This window comes from Ruegeria sp. BHSA162, from assembly GCF_059613385.1.
On sequence record NZ_JBXWSK010000002.1, the window covers coordinates 38299 to 64819 of the forward strand.

The following is a 26521-nucleotide window of genomic DNA, read 5'->3' on the forward strand; positions in this document are numbered from 1 at the left end:
TGCCTCCGGTTGTTTTTATGTTACCAGCCAGCCCGCCAGATACTGGCGCGATGCCTGACATTGTGGCGCTTCCAGCACCTGTTTGGCGGTGCCATGCTCGACCACGCGCCCGCCCTGCATCATCACGATATCCGCCGCCAGCCGACGGGCTTGCCCGACGTCGTGGGTGACCATCACGATCCGCACCCCCCGGGCCGAGGCGCGCAGGATCATCGCCTCGATCATTTGGGTCGCCGCGGGATCGAGGGCGCTGGTGGGTTCGTCCAGGAACAGGGTCTCGGGGCCAAGCGCAAGCGCGCGAAGGATGGCCAGACGCTGTGCCTCGCCACCCGACAGCGAGCGCGCCGACTGCCGGGCCTTTGTCTCAAGCCCTCCTTCGGCCAGAAGTTCCTGGATCCGGTTCTTCCGAGCAGTCCTGCCGAGCCCCAACCGTTTCAAAACAAAGTCCAGATTGGCAGACACCGAGCGGCGCAGCAGAACCGGTTGCTGAAACACCATGGCCTGCCGGGCCTTGTGGGCTGCATTCAGAACTCCGCCATCCTGCAGAACCTGCCCCGCATCGGCCTTGATCAAACCATGCAGGCAACGCAGCAGCAGGCTTTTGCCAGCACCGTTCGGCCCAAGGATCAAAGTCGGGCCCGGACCATCCATCATAAGCTGCGGGACATCCAGCAACAGCTTGCCATTTCGTTCCACTCGCAGACCATCGGCCTGCAGACAATTGGGCATTTCCGACATCAGATCACGCATGGCGCAACCCCTCCTGCTCGGCCCGAAGCGTCAGGGCGCTGACTGCCGCATTCACGGCCACGGCAATTCCGATCAGGATCGTCCCCAAGGCCAGCGCCAAGGCCAAGTTGCCTTTCGAGGTCTCCAACGCAATCGTCGTCGTCATGACCCGCGTCACGTGGTTGATGTTGCCGCCGACGATGATCACCGCGCCGACTTCGGCGATGGCTCGTCCGAACCCGGCCAGCAAGGCAGTCACCAACGCCAGACGCGCATCCCACAACAGCACGGGAACAGACGCCAGCCGCGACACTCCCAACGAGCGCAACTGTTCCGAATATTCCTCGGCCAGCATCTCGATCACCTGCCGCGTCAACGCCGCGACGATCGGGGTCACCAGCACTGTTTGGGCTATGATCATGGCGGTTGGCGTATACAAAAGCTCCAGCACGCCCAGCGGGCCCGAACGGGACAGCATCAGGTAGACCAGCAGGCCGACGACAACCGGAGGAAAGCCCATCAGTGCGTTCATCAGAATGATCAACGCGCGCCGTCCGGGAAAGCGGGCCACCGCCAAGGCCGCGCCAACCGGCATCCCGATCACGGCTGAAATCAACACAGCCAGCACCGAAACTTGCAGCGACAGCATCACGATCGCCCAAAGGTCCGGATCCCCGGTCAGGATCAAGTGGCCTGCTTGGCTGAATTGTGATGCAAAATCCTGCATTTTATTCCCAAACCCACCAATTTTCGTAGGGATCGCAAAATCTTACAGGAATAATAGAGGAAACTGCCTCTGAAGACAGTTAAATTCCGACATCCGCAAAAACAAACGCGGCCCACAGGAGGCCGCGCTGAATTGTTGTCATGGTACAGCCAATCAGTTCAGGGCTGCATCCGTGATCTGGCTGGTCCACGCGCCTTCGGGCTTTTTAGTGATCACCGGGTCCGAGCCGCCGGCCAGCAGCGTGTTCACCGTGCGCTCGAAATCAGCCGGATCCAACGCGCCATTCGAACCTGCGGTCAGCTTGGCGATTTCGCCCATCATGCGCTTCTGGTGTTCCTCGGTCTGAGCGCCGGTCGCATCGTTCTCCAACACGATTTCGGCGGCTTCGTCCGGGTTCTCCTCGGCGTATTTCCAGCCTTTCATCGAAGCGCGCACAAAGCGTTCCATCTTGTCAACGAAGGCCGGGTCGCTGAGGTTTTCTTCAAGCACGTACAGGCCATCTTCCAGCGTGGCCACGCCCTGGTCTTCGTACTTGAAGGTCACCAGCTCGTCGGGGCTGACGCCGGCGTCGATCACCTGCCAGTATTCATTGTAGGTCATGGTGCTGATGCAGTCGGCCTGGCGCTGCAGCAGCGGGTCGACGTTGAAGCCCTGCTTCAAGACCTCGACGCCGTTCTCGCTCTTGCCGCCGGTGTCGATGCCAAGCTGGCTCATCCAGCTCATGAATGGGAATTCATTGCCGAAGAACCAGACGCCCAGCGTGCGGTTCTTGAGGTCCTCGGGCGAGGAAATGCCCGCATCCTTCCAGCAGGTCAGCATCATGCCCGAGCTTTTGAAGGGCTGTGCAATGTTGACCAGCGGCAGGCCCTTTTCGCGCGCGGCCAACGCGGCGGGCATCCATTCCACGGTGACGTCAGCGCCACCGCCCGCGATCACCTGCGTGGGCGCGATGTCGGGGCCGCCGGGCAGGATGGTGACATCCAGCCCCTCTTCTTCGTAAAACCCCTTGTCCTTTGCGACGTAGTAGCCCGCGAACTGGGCCTGGGTGACCCATTTCAACTGCAGCGTCACCTCGTCTGCGGCAAAGGCCGAACTTGCGGCGAATCCTAGGGCGGCTATGGCCCCGGTCAGTAGCTTGTTCATCTTCATCTTCTCCTAGTTGCTAGTGCTGCCCCGTTATCGGGGTCTGTTGAATTGTTGTTCCGCTTAACTGCGTTGTGACGGGTGCCAGAAGGTCACCAATTTCTCGATCATGGCGACCAGACCATAGAACGCGGTTCCGGCCAGTGCCGCGACCACGATTTCCGCCCAGACCATGTCCAGCGACAATTGCCCGACACTGGTCGAGATCCGGAACCCCATGCCCAAAGTGGGCGAGCCGAAGAACTCTGCCACGATAGCGCCGATCAGGGCCAGCGTGGTGGAAATTTTCAACCCGTTGAAAATAAACGGCATGGCCGCGGGCAACCGCAGCTTCAGAAAGCTTTGCCAATAGGTTGCGGCATAGGTCTCCATCAGGTCGCGCTGCATAGCGGTGGCCTCGCGCAGGCCGGCCACCGTGTTGACCAACATCGGGAAGAAGACCATCACCACCACAACGGCCGCCTTCGAATGCCAGTCGAACCCGAACCACATCACCAGGATCGGCGCGGTGCCCACGATCGGCAGCGCGGCTACGAAATTGCCCACCGGCAACAGGCCCAGCCGCAGGAAGTCCCACCGGTCCACGGCGATTGCCATCAGGAAGGCGGCGCCGCATCCGATGACATAGCCGCTGAGCGCGCCCTTGATGATGGTCTGCACGAAATCGGCCCAAAGGATCGGCAAGCTGTCCCAGAACCGCTCCCAGATCACCGAAGGCGCGGGCAGGATGACCAGAGGCACCTCAAGCCCGCGCACCAGCAATTCCCAAACCCCGATGACGGTCAGGCCGAAGATCAGCGGCGCCAGAATGCGCACCGCCCGCGTGTCGGCATAAGGTCCGCTGGCAAGGCGGGTGTTCAGCCACCAACCGGCCAGCCACAAAAGGATTGCAAGACCGACCATCATCATTGCGCCATCCCCATGCGTTTCAACACCGCCCGCTCGATCAGGCCCAGCAGGCCCACCAGACAGGCCGCAAGAATGGCCGCGGCAAACAACGCCGACCAGATCTGCACCGTCTGGCCGTAGTAGCTGCCGGCCAGCAGACGCGCGCCCAGCCCCGCCACGGCGCCGGTCGGCAGTTCGCCGACGATGGCCCCCACCAGCGACGCGGCGATCCCGATCTTGAGAGAGGCGAACAGATAGGGCATCGAGGCTGGCAGGCGCAGTTTCCAGAATGCCTGCCCATTGCTTGCATTGTAGGTGCGCAGCAGGTCGAGCTGCATCGCATCAGGGCTGCGCAGACCTTTGACCATGCCCACGACCACCGGGAAAAAGCTCAGATAGGCCGAGATCACCGCCTTGGGGATGATCCCCTGAATGCCGATCGAATACAGCACCACGATGATCATCGGCGCCAGCGCGATGATGGGGATGGTTTGGCTGACGATGGCCCAAGGCATGACCGACAGGTCCATCACCCGGCTGTGCACGATCCCCACCGCCAGCAGGATGCCCAGCCCCGTGCCGATGGCAAAGCCCAGAATCGTCGCGCTGAGCGTTACCCAGCCGTGATAGACCAGCGACCGTTTCGAGGTGATCTTCTTTTGAACCGTGGTCTCCCACAGCTCGATGCCCACCTGATGCGGCGCAGGCAGACGCGGCCGATCCTGCGCCCAGGTCGCCGGAACGGCAAAGCTGTTGCGCAGCGCCAGGCCGATTTCCCCCATGTCGCGGCGGTCTTTGGCCGAAGGCGGAACCACCTCGGCCCCGGCGCGTTCCTGTTCGGTCAGAACGCCCTTGATGTTCATCGGAATGCAGGCCGCGTACCAGATAACGACGATGGCCAGCAAAACGGTCAGAACGGCTACAAGCTGCTTCATGCGTGCCACTCCATCCGCACCACGGGAACGGTCTCGGGCGGCGTTGCGGCCTCGGTCCCGGTTTCGACAAAACCCTCTCGGCGATAGAAGCGTTGCGCGGCGGCATTCGGTTGATGGGCCGTCAGCCACAGAAAGCTGCGCCCCTGTTTTGCCCGGTCCAGCAAGCGCTTGCCGATGCCCTGCCCGGTCCGAAGGCAATACAGCGCGCCGACCTTCCGCACCGCGGGATCGACCGACATGTAGCAATCGACGGGTTCGCCGACGACCCACATCTCGCGGTCCGGGAAAGCTTGCGCGATCAGCGCCTCCAATTCCTGCTGGGGCAGTTCATCCGTCATCCACTCGGTCTGGCGGACCCAGGCCGAGACCACCGCCGCGCAGGCTGGCACATCCGCCTCGGTCGCGCGTCTGATGTCATCCCTGCCCATCACACATCGTCCCCATGCCCGGCGCGCAGCCCTTCGCGCACGCGATGCGCGACCTCGATGAATTCGGGCGTGTCGCGAATGTCCAGCGGCCGTTCCTTGGGCAGAGGGCTGTCGATCACATCGGTAATCCGCCCGGGGCGCGGGCTCATCACCACGATCTTGGTGCTCAGATACACCGCCTCGGGGATCGAGTGGGTGACGAAACCGATCGTCTTGCCGGTTCGCGCCCACAGCGCCAGAAGCTGTTCGTTCAGGTGATCGCGCACGATCTCGTCCAGCGCGCCGAAAGGCTCGTCCATCAACAGGATATCGGCGTCGAAAGCCAGCGCCCGCGCGATGCTGGCCCGTTGTTGCATCCCACCCGATAGCTGCCAGGGGAATTTTGCACCAAACCCTGCTAGATCAACAAGTTCCAGAACGTTCTTTACACGTTCTTCCTGTTCCTGAGCCGAATATCCCATGATCTCGAGCGGCAGTTTGATGTTCTTGGCGATGGTCCGCCACGGGTACAGGCCCGCCGCCTGGAACACATAGCCATAGGCCCGGTTCCGGCGGGCCTCGTCCGGGGTCATGCCGTTGACGGTCAGCGTGCCGCCCGTAGGCGTTTCCAGCGCAGCGACACAGCGCAGGAAGGTCGTTTTTCCGCAGCCCGAAGGGCCGATGAAACTGACGAATTCGCCCTTGTCGACCGCCAGGTTCACGTCCTTGAGGGCGTGCACGGGTCCGTCATTGGTCTGGAAGGTCAGGTCGAGGTTCTTTGCCTCGATCACGGGCTGGGTATTGCTTTCCGATGTCATCCTACTGCCTTGAAGTTTTGGCTTTTTTGCCCGTTCGGTAACCTTCGTGCATCATACCCCCGTCGCCGGGATGCCCGACCGCTCTACCGGGCGCGGGGCGGTCAGCTCTTTCCAGGTGCTCAGCGCCTTGTTCACGGTGGTGTTGGCCTCGCGCGCGACGAATTTGCCATGGCCTTCCTGCGTGCGAATCTCGCCATCATGCACCGCGACCTGTCCACGGGTCAGGGTAAAGCGCGGCAGGCCCTTGACCTCGTGCCCCTCGAACACGTTGTAGTCGATCGCCGACTGCTGCGTCGCCGCACTTATGGTCTTGGTCTTGTCCGGGTCCCACACCACCAGATCGGCATCTGCGCCCACCAGAACGGCGCCCTTTTTCGGATAGCAATTCAATATCTTGGCGATGTTTGTTGAAGTGACGGCCACGAATTCGTTCGGCGTCAGCCGCCCGGTCGCCACGCCGTGGGTCCACAGCATCGGCATCCGATCCTCAAGGCCGCCCGTCCCGTTGGGGATCTTGGTGAAATCGCCCACGCCGAACCGTTTCTGCTCGGTCGTGAAGGCGCAGTGATCGGTGGCCACCACGCTCAGCGAGCCTGACTGCAGCCCCGCCCACAAGCTGTCCTGGTGCTGCTTGTTGCGGAACGGCGGGCTCATCACCCGGCGCGCGGCGTGGTCCCAATCGGGATGCGCATATTCGCTGTCGTCCAGCGTCAGGTGCTGGATCAGTGGCTCGCCCCAGACGCGCTTGCCCTGCATCCGAGCCCGGCGGATGGCCTCATGCGCCTCTTCGCACGAGGTGTGCACCACATAGAGCGGCACACCGGCCATGTCGGCGATCATGATGGCGCGGTTGGTGGCCTCGCCCTCGACCTGCGGCGGGCGCGAATAGGCATGGGCCTCGGGGCCGGTATTTCCTTCGGCCAATAGCTTGGCCTGCAACTCGGCCACCACGTCGCCATTCTCGGCATGGACCATCGCGATCCCGCCCAGCTCGGCCAGCCGCTTGAACGAGGCAAACAGCTCGTCGTCATTGACCATCAGTGCGCCTTTGTAGGCCATGAAATGCTTGAACGTGTTGATGCCGCGCTGCTCGATCACGGTTTTCAGATCGTCGAACACCTGTTCGCCCCACCACGTCACGGCCATGTGGAAAGAATAGTCGCAATTGGCGCGGGTCGATTTGTTGTCCCAGCGTTTGAGCGCATCCAAAAGGCTTTCGCCCGGGTTCGGCAGGGCGAAATCCACCACCATGGTCGTGCCGCCAGCCAACGCCGCGCGGGTGCCGCTTTCGAAGTCATCGCTGGAATAGGTGCCCATGAACGGCATTTCCAGATGCGTGTGCGGGTCGATCCCGCCGGGCATGACATAACAGCCGGTCGCGTCCAGTTGCTCGTCCCCCTTCAGATCCGGCCCGATCTCGGTGATCACGCCGCCTTCGATCTTGACGTCGGCCTTGTAGGTCAGATCCGCAGTGACGACGGTTCCGTTCTTGATGACTGTGCTCATGTTCAACTCCCTGCGGGCGCGTCTGTTGCGCCTCTGTTGGTTTTCGGCGGATTCGGGGGCGCGCGGCCAAGGCTACTCCACGATCTCGGCTGTTTCGACGACCGCGTGGAACAGCACATCCGCCCCGGCGGTTGCCCATTCCTTGCTGATTTCCTCGGCCTCGTTGTGGCTCAGGCCATCCACGCAGGGGCACATCACCATGGCGGTCGGCGCCACGCGGTTGATCCAGCAGGCATCGTGCCCCGCGCCCGAGATGATGTTGGTGTGCGAATAGCCCAGCCGCTCGGCCGCGTTGCGCACGGCGGCGACGCAGGTTTCGTCGAATTTCACCGGGTCGAACCCGCCGACCTTCTCGAACTCGACCTGCAGGCCCATCTCATCCACGATGTCCTCGGCGGCGACGCGCAGGCGGTTCTCCATGTCCTTGATGACGTCCAACTCGGGCGAGCGGAAATCGACCGTGAACACCACCTTGCCCGGGATCACGTTGCGCGAGTTCGGATAGACGTCGATATGCCCGGCAGCCCCCACGGCATGGGGCGCGTGCGACCAGGCGATCTCGTCCACCTTTTCAAGAATGCGCGCCATCGCCAGCCCGGCATTCTTGCGCATCGGCATCGGGGTCGAGCCGGTATGCGCGTCCTTGCCGGTCACGGTCACCTGGGTCCAGCTGAGGCCCTGCCCATGGGTGACGACGCCGATATCCTTGCCTTCGGCCTCGAGGATCGGGCCCTGTTCGATATGCAACTCAAAAAAGGCATGCATCTTGCGGGCCCCGACCTCTTCGTCACCGCGCCAGCCGATGCGCTGCAATTCGTCGCCGAACTTCTTGCCCTCGGCGTCCTCGCGGTCATAGGCCCAGTCCTGCGTGTGCATCCCCGCGAACACGCCCGAGGCCAGCATGGCGGGGGCGAAGCGGGTGCCCTCTTCGTTGGTCCAGTTGGTGGCCACGATCGGGTGTTTGGTCTTGATGCCCAGATCGTTCAGGGTGCGAATGATCTCGAGCGCACCCAGAACCCCCAGCACCCCGTCATACTTGCCGCCGGTCGGCTGCGTATCCAGGTGCGAGCCGACATAGACCGGCAGCGCCTCGGGGTCGGTGCCGGGGCGCATGGCGAACATGTTGCCCATCTGGTCAAGGCCCATGGTGCAGCCGGCCTCTTCGCACCATTTCTGGAACAGCGCGCGGCCCTCGGCATCTTCGTCGGTCAGGGTCTGGCGGTTGTTGCCGCCAGCCACGCCCGGCCCGATCTTGGCCATCTCCATCAGGCTACCCCACAACCTGTCGCCATTGATCCTGAGATTCTGCGCCGGAGCTGCCATGTTCGTCTTCCCTGTTGCTTGCGATTTGGCTCGCTTTTGGTGTCTTGATTTGACCATCTGGTCAAACTCACGCTATCACGGGTTCGACATCAGTCAAGAAATTGCATCGCACCGATGCAAAAATCGGCATATTCAACACCTGCTTGTTCGAAAAAGAGACGCCCTGCATACATGCCCAAAGACCGCGCCCCGACCCGAATTCAGAAAAAGAACCGCGCCGCGATTCTCGAGGCCGCACTGAACGTGTTTTCGGCCCATGGGTTTCGCGGGGCGACCGTCGATCAGATCGCGGCCGAGGCCGGGCTGAGCAAGCCGAACCTTTTGTATTATTTTCCGTCAAAAGAGGCGATCCACACCGCGCTTCTGTCCGGCTTGCTGGACACTTGGCTGGCGCCGCTGCACGACCTTGACGAAAACGGCGAGCCGATGGAGGAGATCCTCTCGTACATCAAGCGCAAGCTACAGATGAGCCGCGAGTTGCCGCGCGAAAGCCGCCTGTTCGCGAACGAGCTGGTGCAGGGTGCGCCCCGTATCCATGACGCCCTGTCGAACGATCTGAAAGCGCTGGTCGATCAGAAGGCGGCCGTTCTGACGCACTGGATGGACCAGGGCAAAATCGCACGCCTGCACCCGCATCACCTGATCTTTTCGATCTGGGCGCTGACCCAGCATTATGCCGATTTCGATGTTCAGGTGCGCGCGATCCTGGGCGACGAAGACCCGTTCGAAGGCGCCGCGCCCTTCATCGACACCCTTTATCGAAAACTGCTGACCCCATGAAAAAAGGGCCGCAGCGCGGCCCCTTTTGCGTGATCTGACGCCGGTCACTCGGCGGCCTTGGCCATCGGGTTGTTCGGGTGGGTCGTCCAGTTGGCATAGTCCGGCTGCACCACCTTGCCGGTGCGCGGATCGACCTCACCCGCCGCCATCGGCACCATCGAAATACAGCCCTCGACCGGACAGACATCCACGCACAGGTTGCAGGCCACGCATTCTTCGTCGATCACCTCGAACACGCGGTCGGACGACATGGAGATGGCTTGGTGGCTGGTGTCCTCGCAGGCCGCATAGCAGCGGCCGCACTTGATGCACTGATCCTGATCGATCTTGGCCTTGGCGACGTAGTTCAGGTTCAGATACTGCCAGTCGGTCACGTTCGGGACGGCGCGCCCGACGATGTCCGAGACGTTGGAGTAGCCCTTTTCGTCCATCCACTGCGACAGGCCCGCCGTCAGTTCGTCGATGATCTTGAACCCATAGGTCATCGCCGCGGTGCATACCTGCACCGTACCGCAGCCCAGCGCCATGAACTCGGCCGCGTCGCGCCATGTGGTCACCCCGCCGATGCCCGAGATCGGCAGGCCTTGGGTCGCCTCGGCGCGGGCGATCTCGGAGACCATCGACAGGGCGATGGGCTTGACCGCCGGGCCGCAATAGCCGCCGTGGCTGCCCTTGCCGTCGATCGAGGGCTCTGGGCTGAACGTGTCCAGATTGACGCTGGTGATCGAGTTGATCGTGTTGATCAGCGACACCGCGTCTGCCCCGCCGTTCTTGGCCGCAGCCGCCGGCTTGCGAATGTCGGTGATGTTGGGCGTCAGCTTCACGATCACCGGACGGTCATAGTATTTCTTGCACCAGCGGGTGACCATTTCGATATATTCGGGCACCTGCCCCACGGCCGAGCCCATACCGCGCTCGCTCATCCCGTGCGGGCAGCCGAAGTTCAGCTCGATCCCGTCGGCGCCGGTTTCGGCAACACGCGGCAGGATGGCTTTCCACGCCTCCTCCTCGCACGGCACCATGATCGAGGCGATCAGCGCGCGATCCGGGTAATCCGCCTTGACGCGGGCCATCTCCTCGAGGTTCACCTCGAGCGGCCGGTCGGTGATCAGTTCGATGTTGTTGAGGCCCAGCAGACGCCGGTCGGCCCCGTAGATCGCCCCGTACCGGGGGCCATTCACGTTGACCACCGGCGGCCCTTCGGACCCCAGCGTTTTCCACACGACGCCACCCCATCCGGCCTCGAAGGCACGCCGGACGTTGTATTCCTTGTCGGTCGGCGGCGCCGAGGCCAGCCAATAGGGGTTGGGGCTTTCGATACCCAGAAAGTTCGTTTTCAAATCAGCCATTTATCCGGCCTCCCTGATGCGAAGATGCATCTTCGCCTTGTCACACATATTCACGCGCCGACGCCCTGCTCAGGCACTCAGGCTGGCGTGAATGTCCATCGCGGCATCGCGGCCCTCGGCCACAGCGGTCACGGTCAGATCCTCGCCGCCCGCGGCACAGTCTCCGCCGGCCCAGACCCCGGGAACCGAGGTGCGCCCGGTTGCGTCAACGGCGATCTTGTTGCCGTCGAGTTCCAAACCTTCCGGAGCACCATCCAAGGTCTGGCCGATCGCCTTCAGAACCTGATCCGCAGGCAGGCGAATGGTTTCGCCCGTGCCGGTCAACGTGCCATCTACGGTGGCAGTATACTCCAATTCGATCTCGGCCGCCGCTCCGTTTCCGTGAATTGCCACCGGCTGAACGTTGCACAGAATTCGGACACCGTGGGATGCCGCCAGATCCTGTTCGTAGCGGCTGGCGCCCATTGCGTCTCGACCGCGGCGATAGGCGATGGTCACATGTTCGGCCCCCAGCAGCTTGGATTTCACCGCGGCATCCACGGCCGTCATTCCACCGCCGATAATCACCACGTTTCGGCCTACCGGCAGTTTTGCCAAATCGGATGCTTGCCGAACATCTGCGATGAAGTCGACAGCGTTCCTGACGCCGTCCTTGTCCGACCCTTGCGCGCGCAAGGCGTTGACGCCTGCAAGGCCGATTGACAGGAAGACTGCGTCGTAGGCCTCCAACAATCCGTCCAACGAGATCGTGTCGCCCAGAACCGAGCCGGTTTCAATCGCGATGCCGCCGATCTTCAGCAGCCAGTCCACCTCGGCCTGGGCAAAGTCATTGGTCGCCTTGTATGCGGCGATCCCGTACTCGTTCAGCCCGCCGGGTTTGGGTTTCGCCTCATGGATCACCACGTCATGGCCCAGCATCGCCAGCCGATGCGCACAGGCCAGCCCCGCCGGCCCTGCCCCGATTACGGCAACGGTCTTGCCGGTGGGGGCCGCGCGTGTGAACGGGTGCACACCGGCCTGCATCAGCGTGTCGGTCGCATACCGCTGCAAGCGCCCGATCTCGACCGGCTTGCCCTCGGCCGTTTCGCGCACACAGGCTTCCTCGCACAGCGTTTCGGTCGGACACACACGGGCACACATGCCGCCCAGGATGTTCTGATCGAGGATCGTCTTCGCCGCCGACTCCGGTTGTCCTGCTTGAATCTGCCGGATGAACAGCGGAATATCGATATCGGTCGGACAGGCCGTCACGCACGGCGCGTCATAGCAGAAATAACACCGATCGGCGGCCACGGCGGCCTCGTGCGGCGCCAGAGGCGGATGCAGATCGGTGAAATTCGAGGTCAGCTCATCGCTGGAAAGCCGCCCGGCGACGATGCCGGGTGCCATCTGGCCCTGTGCCATCACTCTACTCCCTGTAGATATGTTTGTTATTGAGACCAGCTTGCCACAAACAAAAATTTTATCAATTGGTAAAATTTGCCAAATGGTCAAAAAAGCGAAAACCGGGCCGAATGACCCGGTTTTTTGGCGGCATTTGCCCGTTTTTCAGGCGAAACCGGCCTCAGACCATGCCGGACAGGTGGCCTGACTTCATCCAGACGCGGGCGCCATCCGGTCCTGCCCGCAATTCGGTGCGCGTTCCGGGCGGTAGCCGCAGCCAATCCCATCGCGCGAATTCCTCGCCTTGTTCGGCGAAACCGCCGTCGATCACAAAGACCTCGGCCCCGCCGGGTGCGTCAATCGGTACGACCTGACCGGGCGGCCAAATGCGCATTTCGACCGTTTCGTGGTCGTCCTTGAACAGCGGCACGTGGTCCGCACCGTTGATCGAGCGGCGCACGGTGGTGCGGTCGTTCGGGTCGAACTGGTGCAGTTTGACCAGGATCGTCGCGCCTTGGCTGGCCGAGGGCGTATGCGACGAGGTCGGCGGGTTGCGGACATAGCTGCCCACCGGGAAATCTCCGGTCTCGTCCTGGAAAACGCCGTCCAGAACCAGGTATTCCTCGCCCCCGTCATGGGTGTGGGCGGCAAAGGCGCTGCCGGGGGCAAAGCGCACGATGGTCGTGGCGCGCGCCACCTCGTCGCCGATCCGGTCCAGCATCTTGCGCTCGACCCCCTCGGCGGGCGAGGCCGCCCACTCGGTCTGGTCGAAGTGAACCGCCACCCGCTGGGTGAAATCCGCATTGATCCGCATGTCGCGCTCCTGTCTGATCCTCTCCATCAACATGGGCGCGCCGGGCCCGATTTCAAACACGCGGCGTCAACGGTTTTGACGCAGGTTCAGCGATGCTGTAGGTCGAAACCAACGGCAAGGGGCGGGCAAGCGCCCCGAACGGAAGGCGCAGATGCAGGCAGACCGGCAGAAATTCAACATCCTGATCATCGGGCAGAACAACCGCCTACAATACGAAGCCGTTCTGTTCGCCGCCTCGCTGCGCCATTCCGCGCCCGGATTTTCGGGCCGCCTGTTCGTGGGCGTTCCACAACCCGGCCCGCGCTGGAGTCAGGACCCGAGCATCCGCAACGAGGATGTTCTGAAGGCGCTGAAACAGCTCGATGCCGAGATCCTGCCCTTTTCGTCCGAGGTGTTCGGCGAAAGCTATCCCTACGGCAACAAGATCGAAGCGCTGGCTGCCCTGCCCGAGGGTGAGCCCTTTGTGTTCTTCGACACCGACACGCTGATCACCGGCGACCTCGCCGCGGTGCCGTTCGATTTCGACCGGCCCGGCGCATCGCAGAAGGTCGAGGGCACCTGGCCCAAGCCAACCCTGTACGGGCCTGGCTTCGACGGCATCTGGCGGGCGCTTTATGACCGGTTCGGGCTGGATTTCCAAAGCTCGATCGACCCGACCCAACCGGCGGAATACTGGCGGCGGTACCTGTATTTCAATGCGGGCTATTTCTTCTACAAATGCCCCCGCCAATTCGGCGCGCGGTTTCTGGACTATGCGCGCACGATCCGGGATGAAGAGATCCCCGCCCTGACCGGCCAGAACCTGGACCCGTGGCTGGATCAGGCGGCGCTTCCGCTGGTCGTCCACGCGCTTGGCGGCGGGCGCGATGTTCTGCCCGTGGGCCTGCTGGATGGCTCGGTCAGCTGCCACTATCGCCTGTTCCCGCTGCTCTATGCGCGCGAAAGCGACCGGGTGGTCGAGGTGCTGGAAACCGTCGCCGCGCCCAACAAGGTCAAGAAGGTGCTCAAGAACTATGATCCGCTGAAACGGCTGGTCTATCAGGGCAAGGGCGCCAAGATCCGCGCCATGTTCGACCGGGACAACCTGCCCCAGCGCGAACAGGCCATCCGCAAGGTCATCAAGAACAAGGGGCTGTGGCTGCGCTGACGCGGACATTGTGCCGGGCCCGGCAATCGCCTAGAGATTCTGCGACGCATATTCCCAACAGGAGAGTGACGGATGTCCGACGGCCCCACCTATGGTTTTGACACGCTGCAAATTCACGCGGGCGCCCGCCCTGATCCGGCGACCGGCGCGCGCCAGACCCCGATCTATCAGACCACGGCCTATGTGTTCCGCGATGCCGATCACGCGGCCGCTTTGTTCAACCTGCAAGAGGTCGGCTATATCTATTCGCGCCTGACCAACCCCACGGTGGCAGTTCTGCAGGAACGGGTGGCGACGCTGGAAGGTGGCGTTGGCGCGGTGTGCTGCTCTTCGGGGCACGCGGCGCAGATCATGGCGCTGTTCCCGCTGATGGGGCCGGGCTGCAACGTGGTCGCCTCGACCCGGCTGTATGGCGGGACGGTCACGCAGTTCAGCCAGACCATCAAGCGCTTTGGCTGGACAGCCAAGTTCGTCGATACCGATGATCTGGATGCGGTGAAGGCCGCCATCGACGACGATACCCGCGCGGTGTTCTGCGAATCCATCGCCAATCCGGGCGGCTATGTCACCGATATCCGCGCACTGGCCGATGTGGCCGATGCCGCCGGTATTCCGCTAATCGTCGACAACACCTCGGCCACCCCCTATCTGTGCCGCCCGATCGAGCATGGCGCCACGCTGGTCGTGCATTCGACCACCAAGTACCTGACCGGCAATGGCACGGTGACCGGCGGCTGCATCGTGGATTCGGGCAAGTTCGACTGGTCCGCCAATGACAAGTTTCCCTCGCTCAGCGCGCCGGAGCCTGCCTATCACGGCCTCAAGTTCCACGAAACCTTCGGCCCGCTGGCCTTCACCTTCCACGGTATCGCCGTGGGCCTGCGCGATCTGGGCATGACGATGAACCCGCAGGCGGCGCATTACACGCTGATGGGGATCGAGACGCTGAGCCTGCGAATGCAGCGCCATGTCGAAAACGCCGAAAAGATCGCCGCCTGGCTCGAGAAAGACGACCGCGTGGACTATGTGACCTATGCGGGCCTGCCCTCGTCGCCCTATCACGACCGGGTCAAGAAGCATTACCGCAAAGGCGCAGGGGCCCTGTTCACCTTTGCGGTCAAGGGCGGCTATGACGCCTGCGTCAAGCTGGTGAACGCGCTGGAAATCTTCAGCCACGTCGCCAACCTGGGCGATGCGCGGTCGCTGATCATCCATTCGGCCTCGACCACGCACCGGCAACTGACCCCCGAACAGCAAGAGGCCGCCGGCGCCGGGCCGAACGTAGTACGGGTCTCGATCGGGATCGAGGATGCCGACGATCTGATCGCCGATCTCGATCAGGCGCTGTCCAAGGCCTGCGCCTAGTCCAAAATGCCGGGGCACAGGATCAACGCATTGGGCCAGCCGGTGGGCCTGCCGGTTGCTGGGGAGTTCCCGCGCCCGGCCCCACCGCGCGCGCCCATGAAGGGGCGGTTTTGCCGCGTGGTGCCCTTGGATGTGAATGCGGATGCGCCCGGCCTGTTCCGGGCGTTTGCCGCCGATACCGACGGGCGCAACTGGACCTACCTGCCCTACGGCCCGTTCGACTCGCAAGCTGGGTTCGCCGCCTGGCTGGCCCAAGCCTGCACAGGGGACGATCCGCTGTTCCACACGGTTCTGGACCAAGACGGACAGCCCGTCGGGATGGCGTCCTACCTGCGTATCGACCGCAATGCCGGCGCAATCGAGGTGGGACACATCCACTTTTCGCCGCTGATGCAGCGCACTCCGGTCGCGACCGAAACGATGTTTCTGATGATGCGCCGCGTGTTCGATGAGTTGGGCTATCGCCGCTACGAATGGAAATGCGATGCGCTGAATGCCCCGTCGCGCCGGGCCGCCGAACGGCTGGGTTTTGTCTTCGAAGGCGAATTTCGGCAAGCCACCCATTACAAGGGGCGCAACCGCGACACGGCGTGGTTTTCGATCGTCGACACGGACTGGCCACGCATCCGGCAGGCGTTCGAAACCTGGCTGTCACCTGAGAATTTCGATGCCACGGGCCAACAGCGGAAACCGCTGACGGCCCGCAGCGAAAGCTGAGGTCACTCGGAAATGTCGAACTCCATCGACACGGTGACCGAAACCGAAACCTCGCCACCGGCGACCGGTACCCCGCCCGAATCGGCCATGGCCATCTCGCGCATCTGGGGCATTGGGCGAATGCCCCCTCCCTGCTCGTTGATCGACACGACTGAACCCAAGGTGACACCGGCGGCCTGAGCCAATTGTTCGGCCTTGGCTGTCGCATCGGCGACGGCTTGGGCGCGCGCCTTCGCTTCAAGCGGCTTGGGATCCTGAACTGTAAAGGTCAAACCACCAAAATCATTCGCACCATCCTGAATGACCGCATCCATGATCTGCCCCAGATCATCCAGATTTCTGACCCGCACGAACACACGGTTCGACGCAACGAAGCCCGTGATCCTCGGTGCTTCGCCATCCGCGTTGCCCCGTCCGGACCAGACCGGGGACAGGGACAGATCGCGGGTCTGCAGGTCGCGCGATTCGATCCCCATCTCACTCAGGCGGCTCAGGACGGTGGCAACCGCGTCCGAGGTCGCCTGCATTGCTGCGGAAGCCTGCGCGTCTTGATTTGTCACCCCCACCGTGATGGTTGCCATATCCGGCGCGGCCTCGGCTGTTCCGGTTCCGTAAACCTGGATGCGACGTTCTTCCGCATGGGCGGCCACGGCAACTGTCGCTGCCAATACCGCCGCCAAAAAAGCAAATGTCTTCAATGTGATCTCTCCTGTTTTCTGAGATTAAAGATGGGTTGGCAAGCCTTCGCCGGACAAGGGGAGATTTTGCCTTTTCCTTTCCCTCGGCGGGTTCCTGCTTTAATCTCGGTGCGCGGACGCAAGGGCGTTTGCTTTGGTTCAGACAATTACGGCACCCTTGAATAATGAAACCCGCTTTTGCGCTGTCTCTTTCGGATAACGGGATCACTCTGCTGCACTATTCGGATGACGAATGGTTTGGCATCGGCACCGTATCACTGGACGCGCCGGATTTTTCCGAACAGCTGAACGAGCTTCGCGGTCGAGGTTTCGCGCTGGCCAATGATCTCAGCTGTACGGTCGTGATTCCTTCGGACCACGTGCGCTACCTCACGGTCGCCAGCCCAGAAGACTCCGACGTGACACAGGTGGTCGAGGCGGAATTGGCTCAGGCCACGGGCTGTGAGATTGCCGAGTTGATGTATGACCTCCTTGCGGATGGGTCGGATCTTCTGGTCGCTGCCGTGGCGAAAGAGACAGTAGAAGAGGCCCGAGCCTTTGCCAGTCGCTACGGGTTCGTGCCTGTTCGGTTTGCTGCAACATTGGCCCCCGATGCGCCTTGGACAGGTACCGGAGAGTTCGAGTTTGCCGAGCGCGCGACATCCGCCACACTGCCAACTGTGCCACCGGCCGAGGAGATAGCTGTTGTCCCGCCGGCCCCGGACGCAGAACCCGTGCCTCAGGCTTCGCAGGCATCGGAACCCGATCCGGCCCCCTCGCCTCAGGCGCATCCGATTGCTGAACCGGCTCAGCCGGACGTATTCGTATCGCCGATAGAAGCGACTGAAACCGCCTCACAGAATTCTGGGGCATCAGATTCCGGCATACCGGTTCGCTACATTGGCGCCGCTGCGGCGGGCGCCGTCGTGCTGGCCGTTGTCGCATTGATCTGGTCGGGGTCAGACGAAACTGGCAGCCCGGTGGCGACTGCGCCGGTCGTCGAAACGGCACCTGCGCCAGTTTCTATCACCGCCCCACCGCTGACCGAGACCGAAGGGCTGGCAGAAGTCGCTCCTGAGCCCGAGGACACGCCCGACCCCGAGGCATTGGCCGACGAAGACCTGACGTTTGAAGCCAGCACGCCCCTGGTCGAGCCGGAGACACCCACGCCCCCCGAATTGACGCCAACGGATCAGGCAATTCTGGAAGCATTGAATGTTGCGCCCTCGCCCGTCGAGCAGGTCGAACGCGATCCGGAAAGTGTCGAGGATTTCGAAGAAGCCTCTGGCCTGACGATCACCGCGCCCGATCCGCTGCCGGTGCCAGACCCCGAGGTGCCCGAGGACGTATACCTGTCGTCCGTCGATCACGCGGAGCTGTCGCAGGATGCCGTGGCGCTTCCTGCCGAAGAGAGCTTTGATACCGACGAGCCCGTGGCTACAGTCGGTCTGCCCAATGCCGCGGGCAGTCGTTTTGACCTTGATGACCGTGGCCTTGTCACTCCGACACCCGAGGGGACGTTGAACCCTGACGGCATCCTCGTGTTCCTCGGCCGCCCTTCGTCGGTTCCGTCCCAGGTGCCGGTCAGGTTCGAAACCGACCCGACTGCCACAGACGACGACACAAGGCTGGCTGGCCTGCGTCCGCGCCTGCGCCCGGAAACGCTGGTTGAGAACTTTGAGCGTGGGCAGCTGGGCGGCCGGACGGTGGACGAGCTGGCGGTCATCCGCCCGAAATCCAGGCCGGCGTCGATCCAAGAGCGCGAGGCTGTGGACCGCACGCCCACCGCATTGGCCGTGGTGCGCGTCCCTCGCCCCCGCGTTCGTCCGTCGACCGTGGCCGCTCTAGCGGCCCGAAAAGCAACAACCGGCTCAGCCACTCTGGGGTCGACCGCAGCGGTAGCAAAGGCGGATGACGATGAAGCGGGATCGTTCAAACCCACAACTGTCGCACCCAAGATACCCAGCCGGGCCTCGGTGGCGCGCCAAGCCACGATTGACAATGCTTTGAATCTGCGGCGTCTGAACCTGATCGGCGTTTACGGTACGCCGGCCAATCGGCGTGCCTTGGTCCGGCTACCAAGCGGTCGGTACAAGAAGCTGAAAGTGGGAGATCGGATTGACGGCGGCAAAGTCGTCGCGATTGGCGACAGCGAGCTTCGTTATCAGAAAGGCGGCCGCAACGTCACGTTGAAGATGCCGCGCGGGTAAAGCGCGCCGCGTTTCGGAAAATTGGAACCCGGTAGGCCGGGTTCCAAATTCTGGGTCTTCTTCAGGCGGCAGAAATCTCTCCGGATTCAATCTGTTCGCGCTCGATCGATTCGAACAGAGCCTTGAAATTGCCTTCGCCAAAGCCGTCATCGCCCTTGCGCTGGATGAACTCGAAGAAGATCGGACCAATCACGGTTTTCGAGAAGATCTGCAGCAGGATCTTGGTCTCGCCGCCGTCCACCACGCCTTCACCATCGATTAGGATGCCGTGCTTCTTCATGCGATCCACCGGCTCGTCATGGCCCTTCACGCGGTCGAAGGACATATCATAATAGGCATCGTTGGGACCGGGCATGAACTTCAGCCCTCGTTCGGCGATTGCATCGGTCGAATCATAGATGTTCTCGCTGCCGACGGCGATGTGCTGGATGCCCTCACCCTTGTACTTCTTCAGGTAGGATACGATCTGACCGGTCTCGCCGCGGTCTTCGTTGATCGGAATCCGGATACGGCCGCAGGGCGAGGTCAATGCACGGCTGAGCAAGCCGGTATATTTGCCCTGGATGTCGAAGAAGCGGATTTCGCGGAAGTTGAACAGATCGCCGTAGAACTTGAACCACTTGTCCATGTTGCCCTTGAAGACATTGTGCGTCAGGTGATCGAGGTAATAGAAACCGACACCGCGCGGTTTGGACTGCTTCAGCCACTCGAATTCCTGATTGTAGGGCGAGGTTTCGTAATACTGGTCGATGAAATAGATCAGCGACCCGCCGATACCCTTGATCGCGGGCACATCCATGGTCTTGTCGGCCGCATCATAGGGTTCTGCCCCCTTCGACACCGCATGGTCATAGGCCTTTTGCGCATCCACGACACGCCAGCCCATCGACGGGGCACAGGGGCCATGCTCTTCCACGAATTTCGCAGCAAAGCTGTCGGGGTCCGCGTTCAGGATGTAGGTCACATCGCCCTGCTGCCACAGCTCGATCAGCGGTTTGGTCTTGTGGTGCGCAACCTTTTCAAAACCCATCTTGGCGAACAGGTCGCGCAGCTCCTGCGGTTCGGGATGCGCGAATTCAACAAATTCAAACCCGTCTGTGCCGGCGGGGTTCTCGGCGCTGATCACGGATTTCGGGGCGTTGTGCGGGAAAGGGCCCATGGCTTGTCCTCTTGAAACAGGAAATTCTTTGCTGATTCAAGAATACGCCTTTTTCAGCGCTGTTTTTGCGCATTCTTTTCATGTAAACTACAGAGGCCTGCGAAAACTCCGCACCAGAACCCGAAATATGTGAGAATCTCCGCACATGCTGGACGCAACCGATACTCGCCTTCTGGCCGCGCTGCAAAAAGACGCGCACCTGACCGCGCATCAGTTGGGCGAAATGCTGAACCTGTCCCCCAGTCAGGCCGGGCGCCGCCGTCAGCGGCTGGAGGCCGAGGGCTATATCACCGGCTACGCAGCTCGGCTTGACCCGCGCAAACTTGGCCTGCAGGTCCAGGGCTTCGTTCAAGTTCACCTCGGCACCCACGGCCCCGAACAATCATCCAGTTTTGCGCGCATGGTGGAAACCCGCCCGGAAATCACCAGCGCCTGGACGATGACTGGCGAGGCAGACTATCTGCTCCATGTCTATTGCGAGGATCTTTCCGCGCTCAACACCTTGCTTCACGAGGTGATACTGCCCCATCCTGCGGTAGCACGGGTGCAAAGCCAGATCGTGATGGACCAGCTGAAACGCGACGCTCCGCTGCCGACCTGACGGCAAGGAAAGGAAGAAGATGAACGAGTTCCTGTACCAGGCTTCGATCTATCTTGCAGCCGCCGTGATCGCCGTCCCCCTGTCGGCGCGACTTGGGCTGGGGTCTGTCCTCGGATATCTTGCCGCCGGCATCGCCATCGGTCCGATCCTTGGGCTCGTGGGCGCGGAAACCAAAGACTTGCAGCATGTCGCGGAATTTGGCGTCGTCATGATGCTGTTCCTGATCGGGCTCGAGCTGGAACCCCGCGCACTTTGGGATATGCGGCACCGGTTGTTGGGGCTTGGTGGACTGCAGATCTCGCTCTCTACGGTCGTGATTGCAGCAGTTACCTTCTACACGGGTCAACCATGGTCAGTTGCCTTGGCCGTGGGGCTGACACTGTCCCTGTCATCAACCGCCATCGTGCTGCAGACGCTGTCGGAAAAGGGCTTGATGCGCACAAACGGCGGGCGATCCACGTTCTCGGTCCTTCTGACTCAGGATATCGCCGTGATTCCGATCCTGGCGTTTCTGCCACTGCTGGCCATGCCGGCCAGCATCTTCATCGAGGATGACGGATCAATCACGCGCGGCGGCGACGGGCACGGCGACGCGCACCATACGTTGTCATTGGTCGATGGCCTGCCCGGATGGGCGGTGACGCTGGTGACATTGGGCGCGATCGCATTCGTGATCGTGGTAGGCGTCTACCTGACCCGTCCCTTGTTCCGGTTCATCCACACCACCCGCCTGCGCGAGATGTACACGGCGTTGGCCCTGATGATCGTAGTAGGGATCTCGTTCCTGATGACGCTGGTGGGCCTGTCCCCGGCGTTGGGCGCCTTCCTCGCTGGCGTCGTCCTGGCCAGTTCCGAGTTCCGGCACGAGATGGAAAGCGATCTTGAGCCGTTCAAGGGATTGCTGCTGGGCCTGTTCTTCATCACGGTCGGGGCCGGGATCGACGTCGGGTACTTTTTCAACGACCCGTTCGACCTGATCGGACTGGCCCTGCTGGTGATCCTGGTCAAGGGCCTGATCCTGTATGCCGTTGGTCGTGCATTCAAGTTGCGCGGCCGCGACCATTGGCTGTTCACGCTGGGTTTGGCTCAGGCGGGTGAGTTCGGCTTCGTGCTGCTGGCCTTTTCGACCAAGCAGAATGTCATTCCCCCGGCCCTGTCGCAGAAGCTGTTGATGATCATTGCCCTGACCATGCTGATCACACCGCTTCTGTTCATCATCTATGACTACCTTTCGCGCCACATCCGCGACAACTCACCCGAGATTGAACCCGAGGAAATAGACGAAAAAGGTCCCGTCATCATTGCGGGAATTGGGCGGTTCGGACAGATCGTCAACCGGCTGGTGCGCGCCAGCGGGTTCAAGACGGTGGTGCTGGACCACAATATCGAAACGATCCAGCTGATGCGTCGGTTCGGCGTCAAAGGATTCTTGGGTGATCCGACGCGTCCCGAATTGCTGCGGGCTGCGGGCCTTGAAAAGGCTTCCGTTTTGGTGGCCGCGATGGACAACCGCAAGGAAGTGACCCGATTGGTCGGCTACGCCCGCCGGCAGCGCCCCGACCTTCACATCGTCGCCCGCGCGCATGACCGGACCCATGTGTACGAGCTGTATCAGGCCGGCGCTGATGACATCGTGCGTGAGCTGTTCGACAGCTCTCTGCGGGCCGGGCGTTATGTGCTGGAGAACATTGGTTTGAGCGAATACGAGGCCGCGCAAGCACAGCAGACCTTCTATCACCACGATCGGCAGGCAATTCGCGAATTGGCTGAACTCTGGGTTCCCGGCATGCCGACGGCCGAGAACAAAAAGTACATCGAACGCGCGCGCGAGTTGGAGAAGGACCTCGAGACCGCCCTGCTGGAACTGGCCGAAAAGAACGAAAAGAAGTCAGCCTGACCCGGGGATATCCCGGGTCAGCCGAGCTCAACCGTCCGACACACCGGCTTCGGCAAAGGTGGCCATACCCGAATGGCAAGCGACGGCGCTTTTCAGGATATTGATGGCCAGCGCGGCCCCCGACCCTTCGCCCAGCCGCAGCCCGAGGCTCAGCAAGGGCGCTTTGTCCAGCTTGGTCAGCATGGCCGCGTGCGCACCTTCCGCACTCTGGTGGCCAGCAACGGCATGGTCCAGCGCTCCCGGCGCCAGACGATCGAGGCAAGCCGCAGACGAGGTGCAGATGAACCCATCCAGAATGACCGGGATGCGCAGAATTCGGGCGGCTGCAATGGCCCCTGCCATGGCCGCGATCTCGCGCCCTCCCAAACACCGCAGGATCTCAAGCCCGTCGTCAGATGCTCCGTGCAGCGCAACACCTTCGGCAACGACGCGCGTCTTGTTGGCAAGGCCCGCATCGTCCACACCGGTTCCACGCCCAGTCCAATCGGCGGCATCTCCGCCGAACAACGCGCAGGCGATGGCCGCGGCAGGGGTGGTGTTGCCAATGCCCATTTCGCCCACGACCAGAAGGTCTGCGGTGGGATCAACGGCGTTCCAGCCGGTCTGCAAAGCGGTCAGAAGCTCGTCCTCGGACATTGCCGGGGCCATTGTGAAGTCGGCCGTCGGCCGATCCAGGTCCAGCGCGTGTACCGTCATCTTGGCCCCGGCCGCTTTGGCCAATTGGTTGATGGCCGCGCCTCCGTGCTCGAAGTTCATGACCATCTGAACCGTAACCTCGGGCGGAAAGGCCGAGACCCCCTGCGCCGTCACGCCGTGATTGCCGGCAAATACAATCACCTGAGGTGCCTCGATCTGTGGCCGGGCATCCCCACGCCAACCGGCATACCAGATCGCCAGATCCTCGAGCCGGCCCAACGCACCCGGCGGCTTGGTCAGCTGTCCGTTGCGGTCGGCAGCCCCTTGCCTTGCAGCCTCATCCGGCCCCGGAGCATTGCGCAGGGCGTCGCGGAAGGTATTCAGATCATTGAGTTCAGGCAGCATTCAAAGCCTCGTTGCATCAGAGTGGTCCTGCGTGTTTAACCGAAGCAGGCAATGCAACAACCCCTCGAAAGGCGCGCAAGTGCACAAAAACGACACTCGAACCTTTTCGCCATGGGACGTGCCGCTGGTTCTGGTTCTTTTGACGCGGCTGCCATTGCCCGTGCTGCCCAAATCGCTCTTCGAGCGACAGTCCAAAGCCGCTTGGGCCTATCCTGCGGCCGGGCTGGTTGTTGGCGGCTTGGGCTGTGCCGTGGGCTGGTCTGCGATGGCCGTGGGCCTTTCCGGGACAGTCAGCGCAGTCCTTGCTGTCGCCGTTCTGATCGCAGCGACCGGAGCCATGCACGAGGACGGGCTGGCCGACACCGCGGACGGGCTGTGGGGCGGATATACACCCGAACGCAGACTCGAGATCATGAAGGACAGCCATATCGGCACCTACGGAGTGTTGGCCTTGTTGGTCATTCAACTGCTCAGGATCTCGGCGGTCGCAACACTACTGGCGGCAGGAAGTCCGGCCGGAATACTGGCGGCGGCTGTGTTTTCCCGTGCGGTGATGCCACCACTGATGGCGAGCCTGCCGAACGCCCGCGGCAGCGGACTGAGCCATAGCGTTGGCGCTCCTCCGCCTTTGTCGGTGGCAGCAGGTCTCGGGCTGGCTTTCGGTTTCTCTCTGGCTCTTCTGGGCTGGACCGCCCTTCTGCCCGTCGCCTGTGCGGTAGCCGCAACCGTGGGTCTGGCAATCATAGCCAAAACCAAGATTGGCGGTCAGACCGGTGATATCCTGGGGGCTTCTCAACAGCTGTCCGAGGTTGCTTTCCTGCTGGCCGTGGCCGCCCTGCTCTAGCCGACACCGCCGGTCTTGATCCGTAGTGTCTCACCGCAATGCTTGCAGTGTACGGCATCCGGGTCGTGCCGAAACAGCCCGCAATTGGGACATTTGTGGCGTACTTTCTGCGGCATGAAAATGGCCTGAGCCAGCCGCACGAACAGCGCCACACCGACCACCATTATGAAGACCGAAAACAGCTTGCCGCCCGGAGAGTTCAGTGTGATGTCGCCGAAACCCGTCGTGGTCAGTGTCGCCATCGTGAAATACAGCGCATCGATATACGGGGTCTGGCTGTCCTCGGGGATATAGAAAACCAGTACGGCGGTGGATGTCGCGAAAATGAACACCAGCAGGTTCACGGCCGCGATGACCGCATCCTCGTGGGTTCGGAAAAACTCACTGTCGCGGCGCAGATCATGCAACAGGTGATAGGAATGGATCAGCCGCAGCGCGCGCAGAATCCGCAGGAACGCAAGGCTGCCGGTCAGGAAAGGGTCAAGGATCAGCGAGGCGATCACGACCAGATCCGCAAGCGTGTAGATTTTGAACAGCAGCTTCTTGCGGTCTTTCGCGATCCACATCCGAGCCGAGAAATCCAGCAGAATGATCAGCCCCACCGCCCAGCTGACTGCAATCAATCCTGGGCCGTGCGGAATGTTCGCCGTCGCCACGAAAAACACGATCGAGGCAAGGTCGAACAGGATCAGACAGTACCGGAACCAGACCGAAACCGCCCCTCTGCCGATATAGAGTGCCTTGACCGTCTGCTTCATGACTGACCCGTATACGGTTCCAATGACTGGGAAATTAGGGGGAAAGGCGGCGCGAACCAAGCGATCGGGCATGAAAAAGGCCGCTCTGAAACCAGAGCGGCCCTTTGGTGTTGCTTCAAAGCCCGATCATGCCGCGCGCGAGGTCAGGACTTCGTCCACCTGCTTGGCCGCTGCGATTTCGTCCGAACCGGACACGGCCGCAACTTCGCGCGTCAGACGCTCAAGCGCGGCTTCATAGAGCTGACGCTCGGAATAGCTCTGCTCACGCTGGTCGTCGGTGCGGTGCAGGTCACGCACCACCTCAGCGATCGAGATCAGGTCACCCGAATTGATCTTCTGTTCGTATTCCTGCGCCCGGCGCGACCACATGGCACGTTTTACCTTGGCTTTACCCTTCAGCGTTTTCATCGCCTGGCTGATCACATCGGGCGAGCTGAGCGAGCGCAGACCGGATTCAGTGATCTTGTTGGTCGGCACCCGTAGGGTCATCTTGTCTTTCTCGAATGAGATGACGAACAGCTCGAGCGAGTATCCAGCGACTTCCTGTTCTTCAATCGATATGATTTGCCCGACCCCATGTGCAGGGTAGACAACATAGTCGTTCGGACGGAACTCAAGCTTCTTCGACTTTGTCATGCACGTGTTTCCTTGGTTGCAGAGCGGGAAAAAAGCGACAAAAAACCTAACCGGGGTCACCCGCGACCCCTGTCAGGCTGATTACATGTCAAAAACTCAGAACTCCAAAGTGAGCATACTTACGGAGTCGTCCCCATCTCGATCATCATTTGCCACATGAGTATATCACAAAATTAAGACACCTGAAAGCGGACGGGGCCTTCGGCTCGGAATTTGTGACTTTTTTCAGCGCATTAAGGCAAAAACTTACAGCTGTCTTACGGGCTTTGCGACCCGAATCGCTCAGCCGCCCTCGCCCGGTGCCTCGGAGAAGTATTTCTCCATCTTGCCCTCTTCACCGTCGCGCTCCTCGGCGCCCGGAAGCGGGTCTTTCTTGGTTACGATAACCGGCCATTGTTCCGCGTATTTGCGGTTGAATTCGACCCACTGCTCCATTCCCGGTTCGGTATCCGGGCGAATGGCGTCCGCCGGGCATTCCGGCTCGCACACGCCGCAATCGATGCATTCATCCGGATGGATGACCAGGGTATTTTCACCTTCATAGAAGCAATCCACCGGGCATACCTCGACGCAGTCGGTGTATTTGCAGGCGATACAGTTCTCGGTGACAACGTAGGTCATGGTCCAATTCCCGTCAGAGGTTTGGGCGACTAGCTAATTCAGTCTG

At 61.8% G+C, this 26521-nt stretch carries 26 protein-coding genes; 8 read left to right on the forward strand and 18 right to left on the reverse strand.

Going from position 1 to position 26521, the window contains the following annotated elements:
• Positions 1 to 15: 15 nt before the first annotated feature.
• The 9 genes from AC2FM5_RS00990 to AC2FM5_RS01030 form a co-directional block, all read right to left on the reverse strand.
• Positions 16 to 750, reverse strand: coding sequence for an ATP-binding cassette domain-containing protein (locus AC2FM5_RS00990; RefSeq protein WP_170371229.1), 735 nt, complete (start codon positions 748 to 750; stop codon positions 16 to 18).
• The gene (locus tag AC2FM5_RS00995; protein WP_170339062.1) at positions 743 to 1456 is read right to left on the reverse strand and encodes an ABC transporter permease; all 714 of its coding nucleotides are present in this window, start codon (positions 1454 to 1456) and stop codon (positions 743 to 745) included. Before AC2FM5_RS00995 ends, AC2FM5_RS00990 begins: the two co-directional genes overlap by 8 nt.
• A 153-nt stretch (positions 1457 to 1609) precedes the next feature.
• Positions 1610 to 2599, reverse strand: a complete 990-nt coding sequence (locus AC2FM5_RS01000; protein ID WP_093961809.1) for an ABC transporter substrate-binding protein — start codon at positions 2597 to 2599, stop codon at positions 1610 to 1612.
• A gap of 63 nt (positions 2600 to 2662) precedes the next feature.
• Positions 2663 to 3508 carry an ABC transporter permease gene (locus AC2FM5_RS01005; RefSeq protein ID WP_170419246.1) on the reverse strand — a complete coding sequence of 282 codons (846 nt, stop codon included), beginning with the start codon at positions 3506 to 3508 and terminating at the stop codon, positions 2663 to 2665.
• Complete coding sequence (locus AC2FM5_RS01010) at positions 3505 to 4422, reverse strand: ABC transporter permease (protein ID WP_170439566.1); 918 nt, start codon at positions 4420 to 4422, stop codon at positions 3505 to 3507. The genes AC2FM5_RS01005 and AC2FM5_RS01010 overlap by 4 nt, the downstream gene beginning before the upstream one ends.
• The gene (locus AC2FM5_RS01015) at positions 4419 to 4850 is read right to left on the reverse strand and encodes a GNAT family N-acetyltransferase (RefSeq protein WP_496733386.1); all 432 of its coding nucleotides are present in this window, start codon (positions 4848 to 4850) and stop codon (positions 4419 to 4421) included. Before AC2FM5_RS01015 ends, AC2FM5_RS01010 begins: the two co-directional genes overlap by 4 nt.
• Positions 4850 to 5647 carry an ABC transporter ATP-binding protein gene (locus AC2FM5_RS01020; protein WP_170366933.1) on the reverse strand — a complete coding sequence of 266 codons (798 nt, stop codon included), beginning with the start codon at positions 5645 to 5647 and terminating at the stop codon, positions 4850 to 4852. Before AC2FM5_RS01020 ends, AC2FM5_RS01015 begins: the two co-directional genes overlap by 1 nt.
• Positions 5648 to 5698: 51 nt before the next feature.
• Positions 5699 to 7153: a dihydropyrimidinase gene (hydA, locus tag AC2FM5_RS01025; protein WP_170357549.1), complete on the reverse strand. Its 1455-nt coding sequence runs from the start codon at positions 7151 to 7153 to the stop codon at positions 5699 to 5701.
• 72 nt (positions 7154 to 7225) lie between these two features.
• Entirely contained in the window at positions 7226 to 8476 is a 1251-nt protein-coding gene (locus AC2FM5_RS01030) for a Zn-dependent hydrolase (RefSeq protein ID WP_496733389.1), read from the reverse strand.
• Positions 8477 to 8647: 171 nt separating this feature from the next.
• Between AC2FM5_RS01030 and AC2FM5_RS01035 the strand changes: the two genes are divergently transcribed.
• Positions 8648 to 9256, forward strand: coding sequence for a TetR family transcriptional regulator C-terminal domain-containing protein (locus AC2FM5_RS01035; protein ID WP_093961802.1), 609 nt, complete (start codon positions 8648 to 8650; stop codon positions 9254 to 9256).
• 44 nt (positions 9257 to 9300) lie between these two features.
• Here AC2FM5_RS01035 and preA read toward each other — a convergent pair whose 3' ends face one another.
• The 3 genes from preA to AC2FM5_RS01050 form a co-directional block, all read right to left on the reverse strand.
• A complete protein-coding gene (preA, locus tag AC2FM5_RS01040; protein ID WP_496733391.1) occupies positions 9301 to 10605 on the reverse strand; it encodes an NAD-dependent dihydropyrimidine dehydrogenase subunit PreA in 1305 nt (434 codons plus the stop codon).
• Positions 10606 to 10674: 69 nt separating this feature from the next.
• Positions 10675 to 12009, reverse strand: coding sequence for an NAD(P)-dependent oxidoreductase (locus AC2FM5_RS01045; RefSeq protein WP_170357545.1), 1335 nt, complete (start codon positions 12007 to 12009; stop codon positions 10675 to 10677).
• A 160-nt stretch (positions 12010 to 12169) separates the two neighbouring features.
• Positions 12170 to 12802, reverse strand: a complete 633-nt coding sequence (locus tag AC2FM5_RS01050) for a cupin domain-containing protein (RefSeq protein ID WP_496733501.1) — start codon at positions 12800 to 12802, stop codon at positions 12170 to 12172.
• 151 nt (positions 12803 to 12953) lie between these two features.
• Here AC2FM5_RS01050 and AC2FM5_RS01055 point away from each other — a divergent pair, with 151 nt between their 5' ends.
• From AC2FM5_RS01055 to AC2FM5_RS01065, 3 genes are all read left to right on the forward strand, one after another.
• Entirely contained in the window at positions 12954 to 13949 is a 996-nt protein-coding gene (locus AC2FM5_RS01055) for a GT-B fold glycosyltransferase domain-containing protein (protein WP_170371239.1), read from the forward strand.
• Positions 13950 to 14021: 72 nt separating this feature from the next.
• Positions 14022 to 15314 (forward strand): O-acetylhomoserine aminocarboxypropyltransferase/cysteine synthase family protein, encoded by a 1293-nt coding sequence (locus tag AC2FM5_RS01060; protein WP_170357542.1) that lies wholly within the window; start codon positions 14022 to 14024, stop codon positions 15312 to 15314.
• A 6-nt stretch (positions 15315 to 15320) separates the two neighbouring features.
• A complete protein-coding gene (locus AC2FM5_RS01065) occupies positions 15321 to 16031 on the forward strand; it encodes a GNAT family N-acetyltransferase (protein WP_496733394.1) in 711 nt (236 codons plus the stop codon).
• A gap of 2 nt (positions 16032 to 16033) precedes the next feature.
• Here the strand turns inward: AC2FM5_RS01065 and AC2FM5_RS01070 are convergent, their stop codons facing one another.
• On the reverse strand, positions 16034 to 16729 hold the full coding sequence (locus AC2FM5_RS01070; protein WP_170357540.1) for an SIMPL domain-containing protein: 696 nt from the start codon (positions 16727 to 16729) through the stop codon (positions 16034 to 16036).
• 164 nt (positions 16730 to 16893) lie between these two features.
• Between AC2FM5_RS01070 and AC2FM5_RS01075 the strand changes: the two genes are divergently transcribed.
• Positions 16894 to 18918 (forward strand): hypothetical protein, encoded by a 2025-nt coding sequence (locus AC2FM5_RS01075; protein ID WP_496733396.1) that lies wholly within the window; start codon positions 16894 to 16896, stop codon positions 18916 to 18918.
• A gap of 61 nt (positions 18919 to 18979) precedes the next feature.
• On the opposite strand, the gene hppD is transcribed toward AC2FM5_RS01075, so the two are convergent.
• Complete coding sequence (gene hppD / locus AC2FM5_RS01080; RefSeq protein ID WP_170339652.1) at positions 18980 to 20077, reverse strand: 4-hydroxyphenylpyruvate dioxygenase; 1098 nt, start codon at positions 20075 to 20077, stop codon at positions 18980 to 18982.
• 145 nt (positions 20078 to 20222) lie between these two features.
• On the opposite strand from hppD, the gene AC2FM5_RS01085 reads away from it, so the two are divergent.
• On the forward strand, positions 20223 to 20678 hold the full coding sequence (locus tag AC2FM5_RS01085; protein WP_093961793.1) for an Lrp/AsnC family transcriptional regulator: 456 nt from the start codon (positions 20223 to 20225) through the stop codon (positions 20676 to 20678).
• Positions 20679 to 20697: 19 nt separating this feature from the next.
• The gene (locus AC2FM5_RS01090) at positions 20698 to 22575 is read left to right on the forward strand and encodes a monovalent cation:proton antiporter-2 (CPA2) family protein (protein WP_170357537.1); all 1878 of its coding nucleotides are present in this window, start codon (positions 20698 to 20700) and stop codon (positions 22573 to 22575) included.
• Between the two features lie 27 nt (positions 22576 to 22602).
• Here the strand turns inward: AC2FM5_RS01090 and cobT are convergent, their stop codons facing one another.
• Complete coding sequence (cobT, locus tag AC2FM5_RS01095) at positions 22603 to 23616, reverse strand: nicotinate-nucleotide--dimethylbenzimidazole phosphoribosyltransferase (protein WP_496733400.1); 1014 nt, start codon at positions 23614 to 23616, stop codon at positions 22603 to 22605.
• 79 nt (positions 23617 to 23695) lie between these two features.
• Between cobT and cobS the strand changes: the two genes are divergently transcribed.
• Positions 23696 to 24460, forward strand: coding sequence for an adenosylcobinamide-GDP ribazoletransferase (gene cobS / locus AC2FM5_RS01100; RefSeq protein ID WP_496733402.1), 765 nt, complete (start codon positions 23696 to 23698; stop codon positions 24458 to 24460).
• On the opposite strand, the gene AC2FM5_RS01105 is transcribed toward cobS, so the two are convergent.
• The 3 genes from AC2FM5_RS01105 to fdxA all read right to left on the reverse strand — a co-directional run bounded on the left by AC2FM5_RS01105 (position 24457) and on the right by fdxA (position 26475).
• A complete protein-coding gene (locus AC2FM5_RS01105; protein WP_170357534.1) occupies positions 24457 to 25218 on the reverse strand; it encodes an ion channel in 762 nt (253 codons plus the stop codon). The genes cobS and AC2FM5_RS01105 overlap by 4 nt on opposite strands.
• 126 nt (positions 25219 to 25344) lie before the next feature.
• Positions 25345 to 25854 (reverse strand): CarD family transcriptional regulator, encoded by a 510-nt coding sequence (locus AC2FM5_RS01110; RefSeq protein ID WP_093961789.1) that lies wholly within the window; start codon positions 25852 to 25854, stop codon positions 25345 to 25347.
• A gap of 282 nt (positions 25855 to 26136) precedes the next feature.
• Positions 26137 to 26475, reverse strand: a complete 339-nt coding sequence (gene fdxA / locus AC2FM5_RS01115) for a ferredoxin FdxA (RefSeq protein WP_093961788.1) — start codon at positions 26473 to 26475, stop codon at positions 26137 to 26139.
• Positions 26476 to 26521 lie beyond the last annotated feature (46 nt).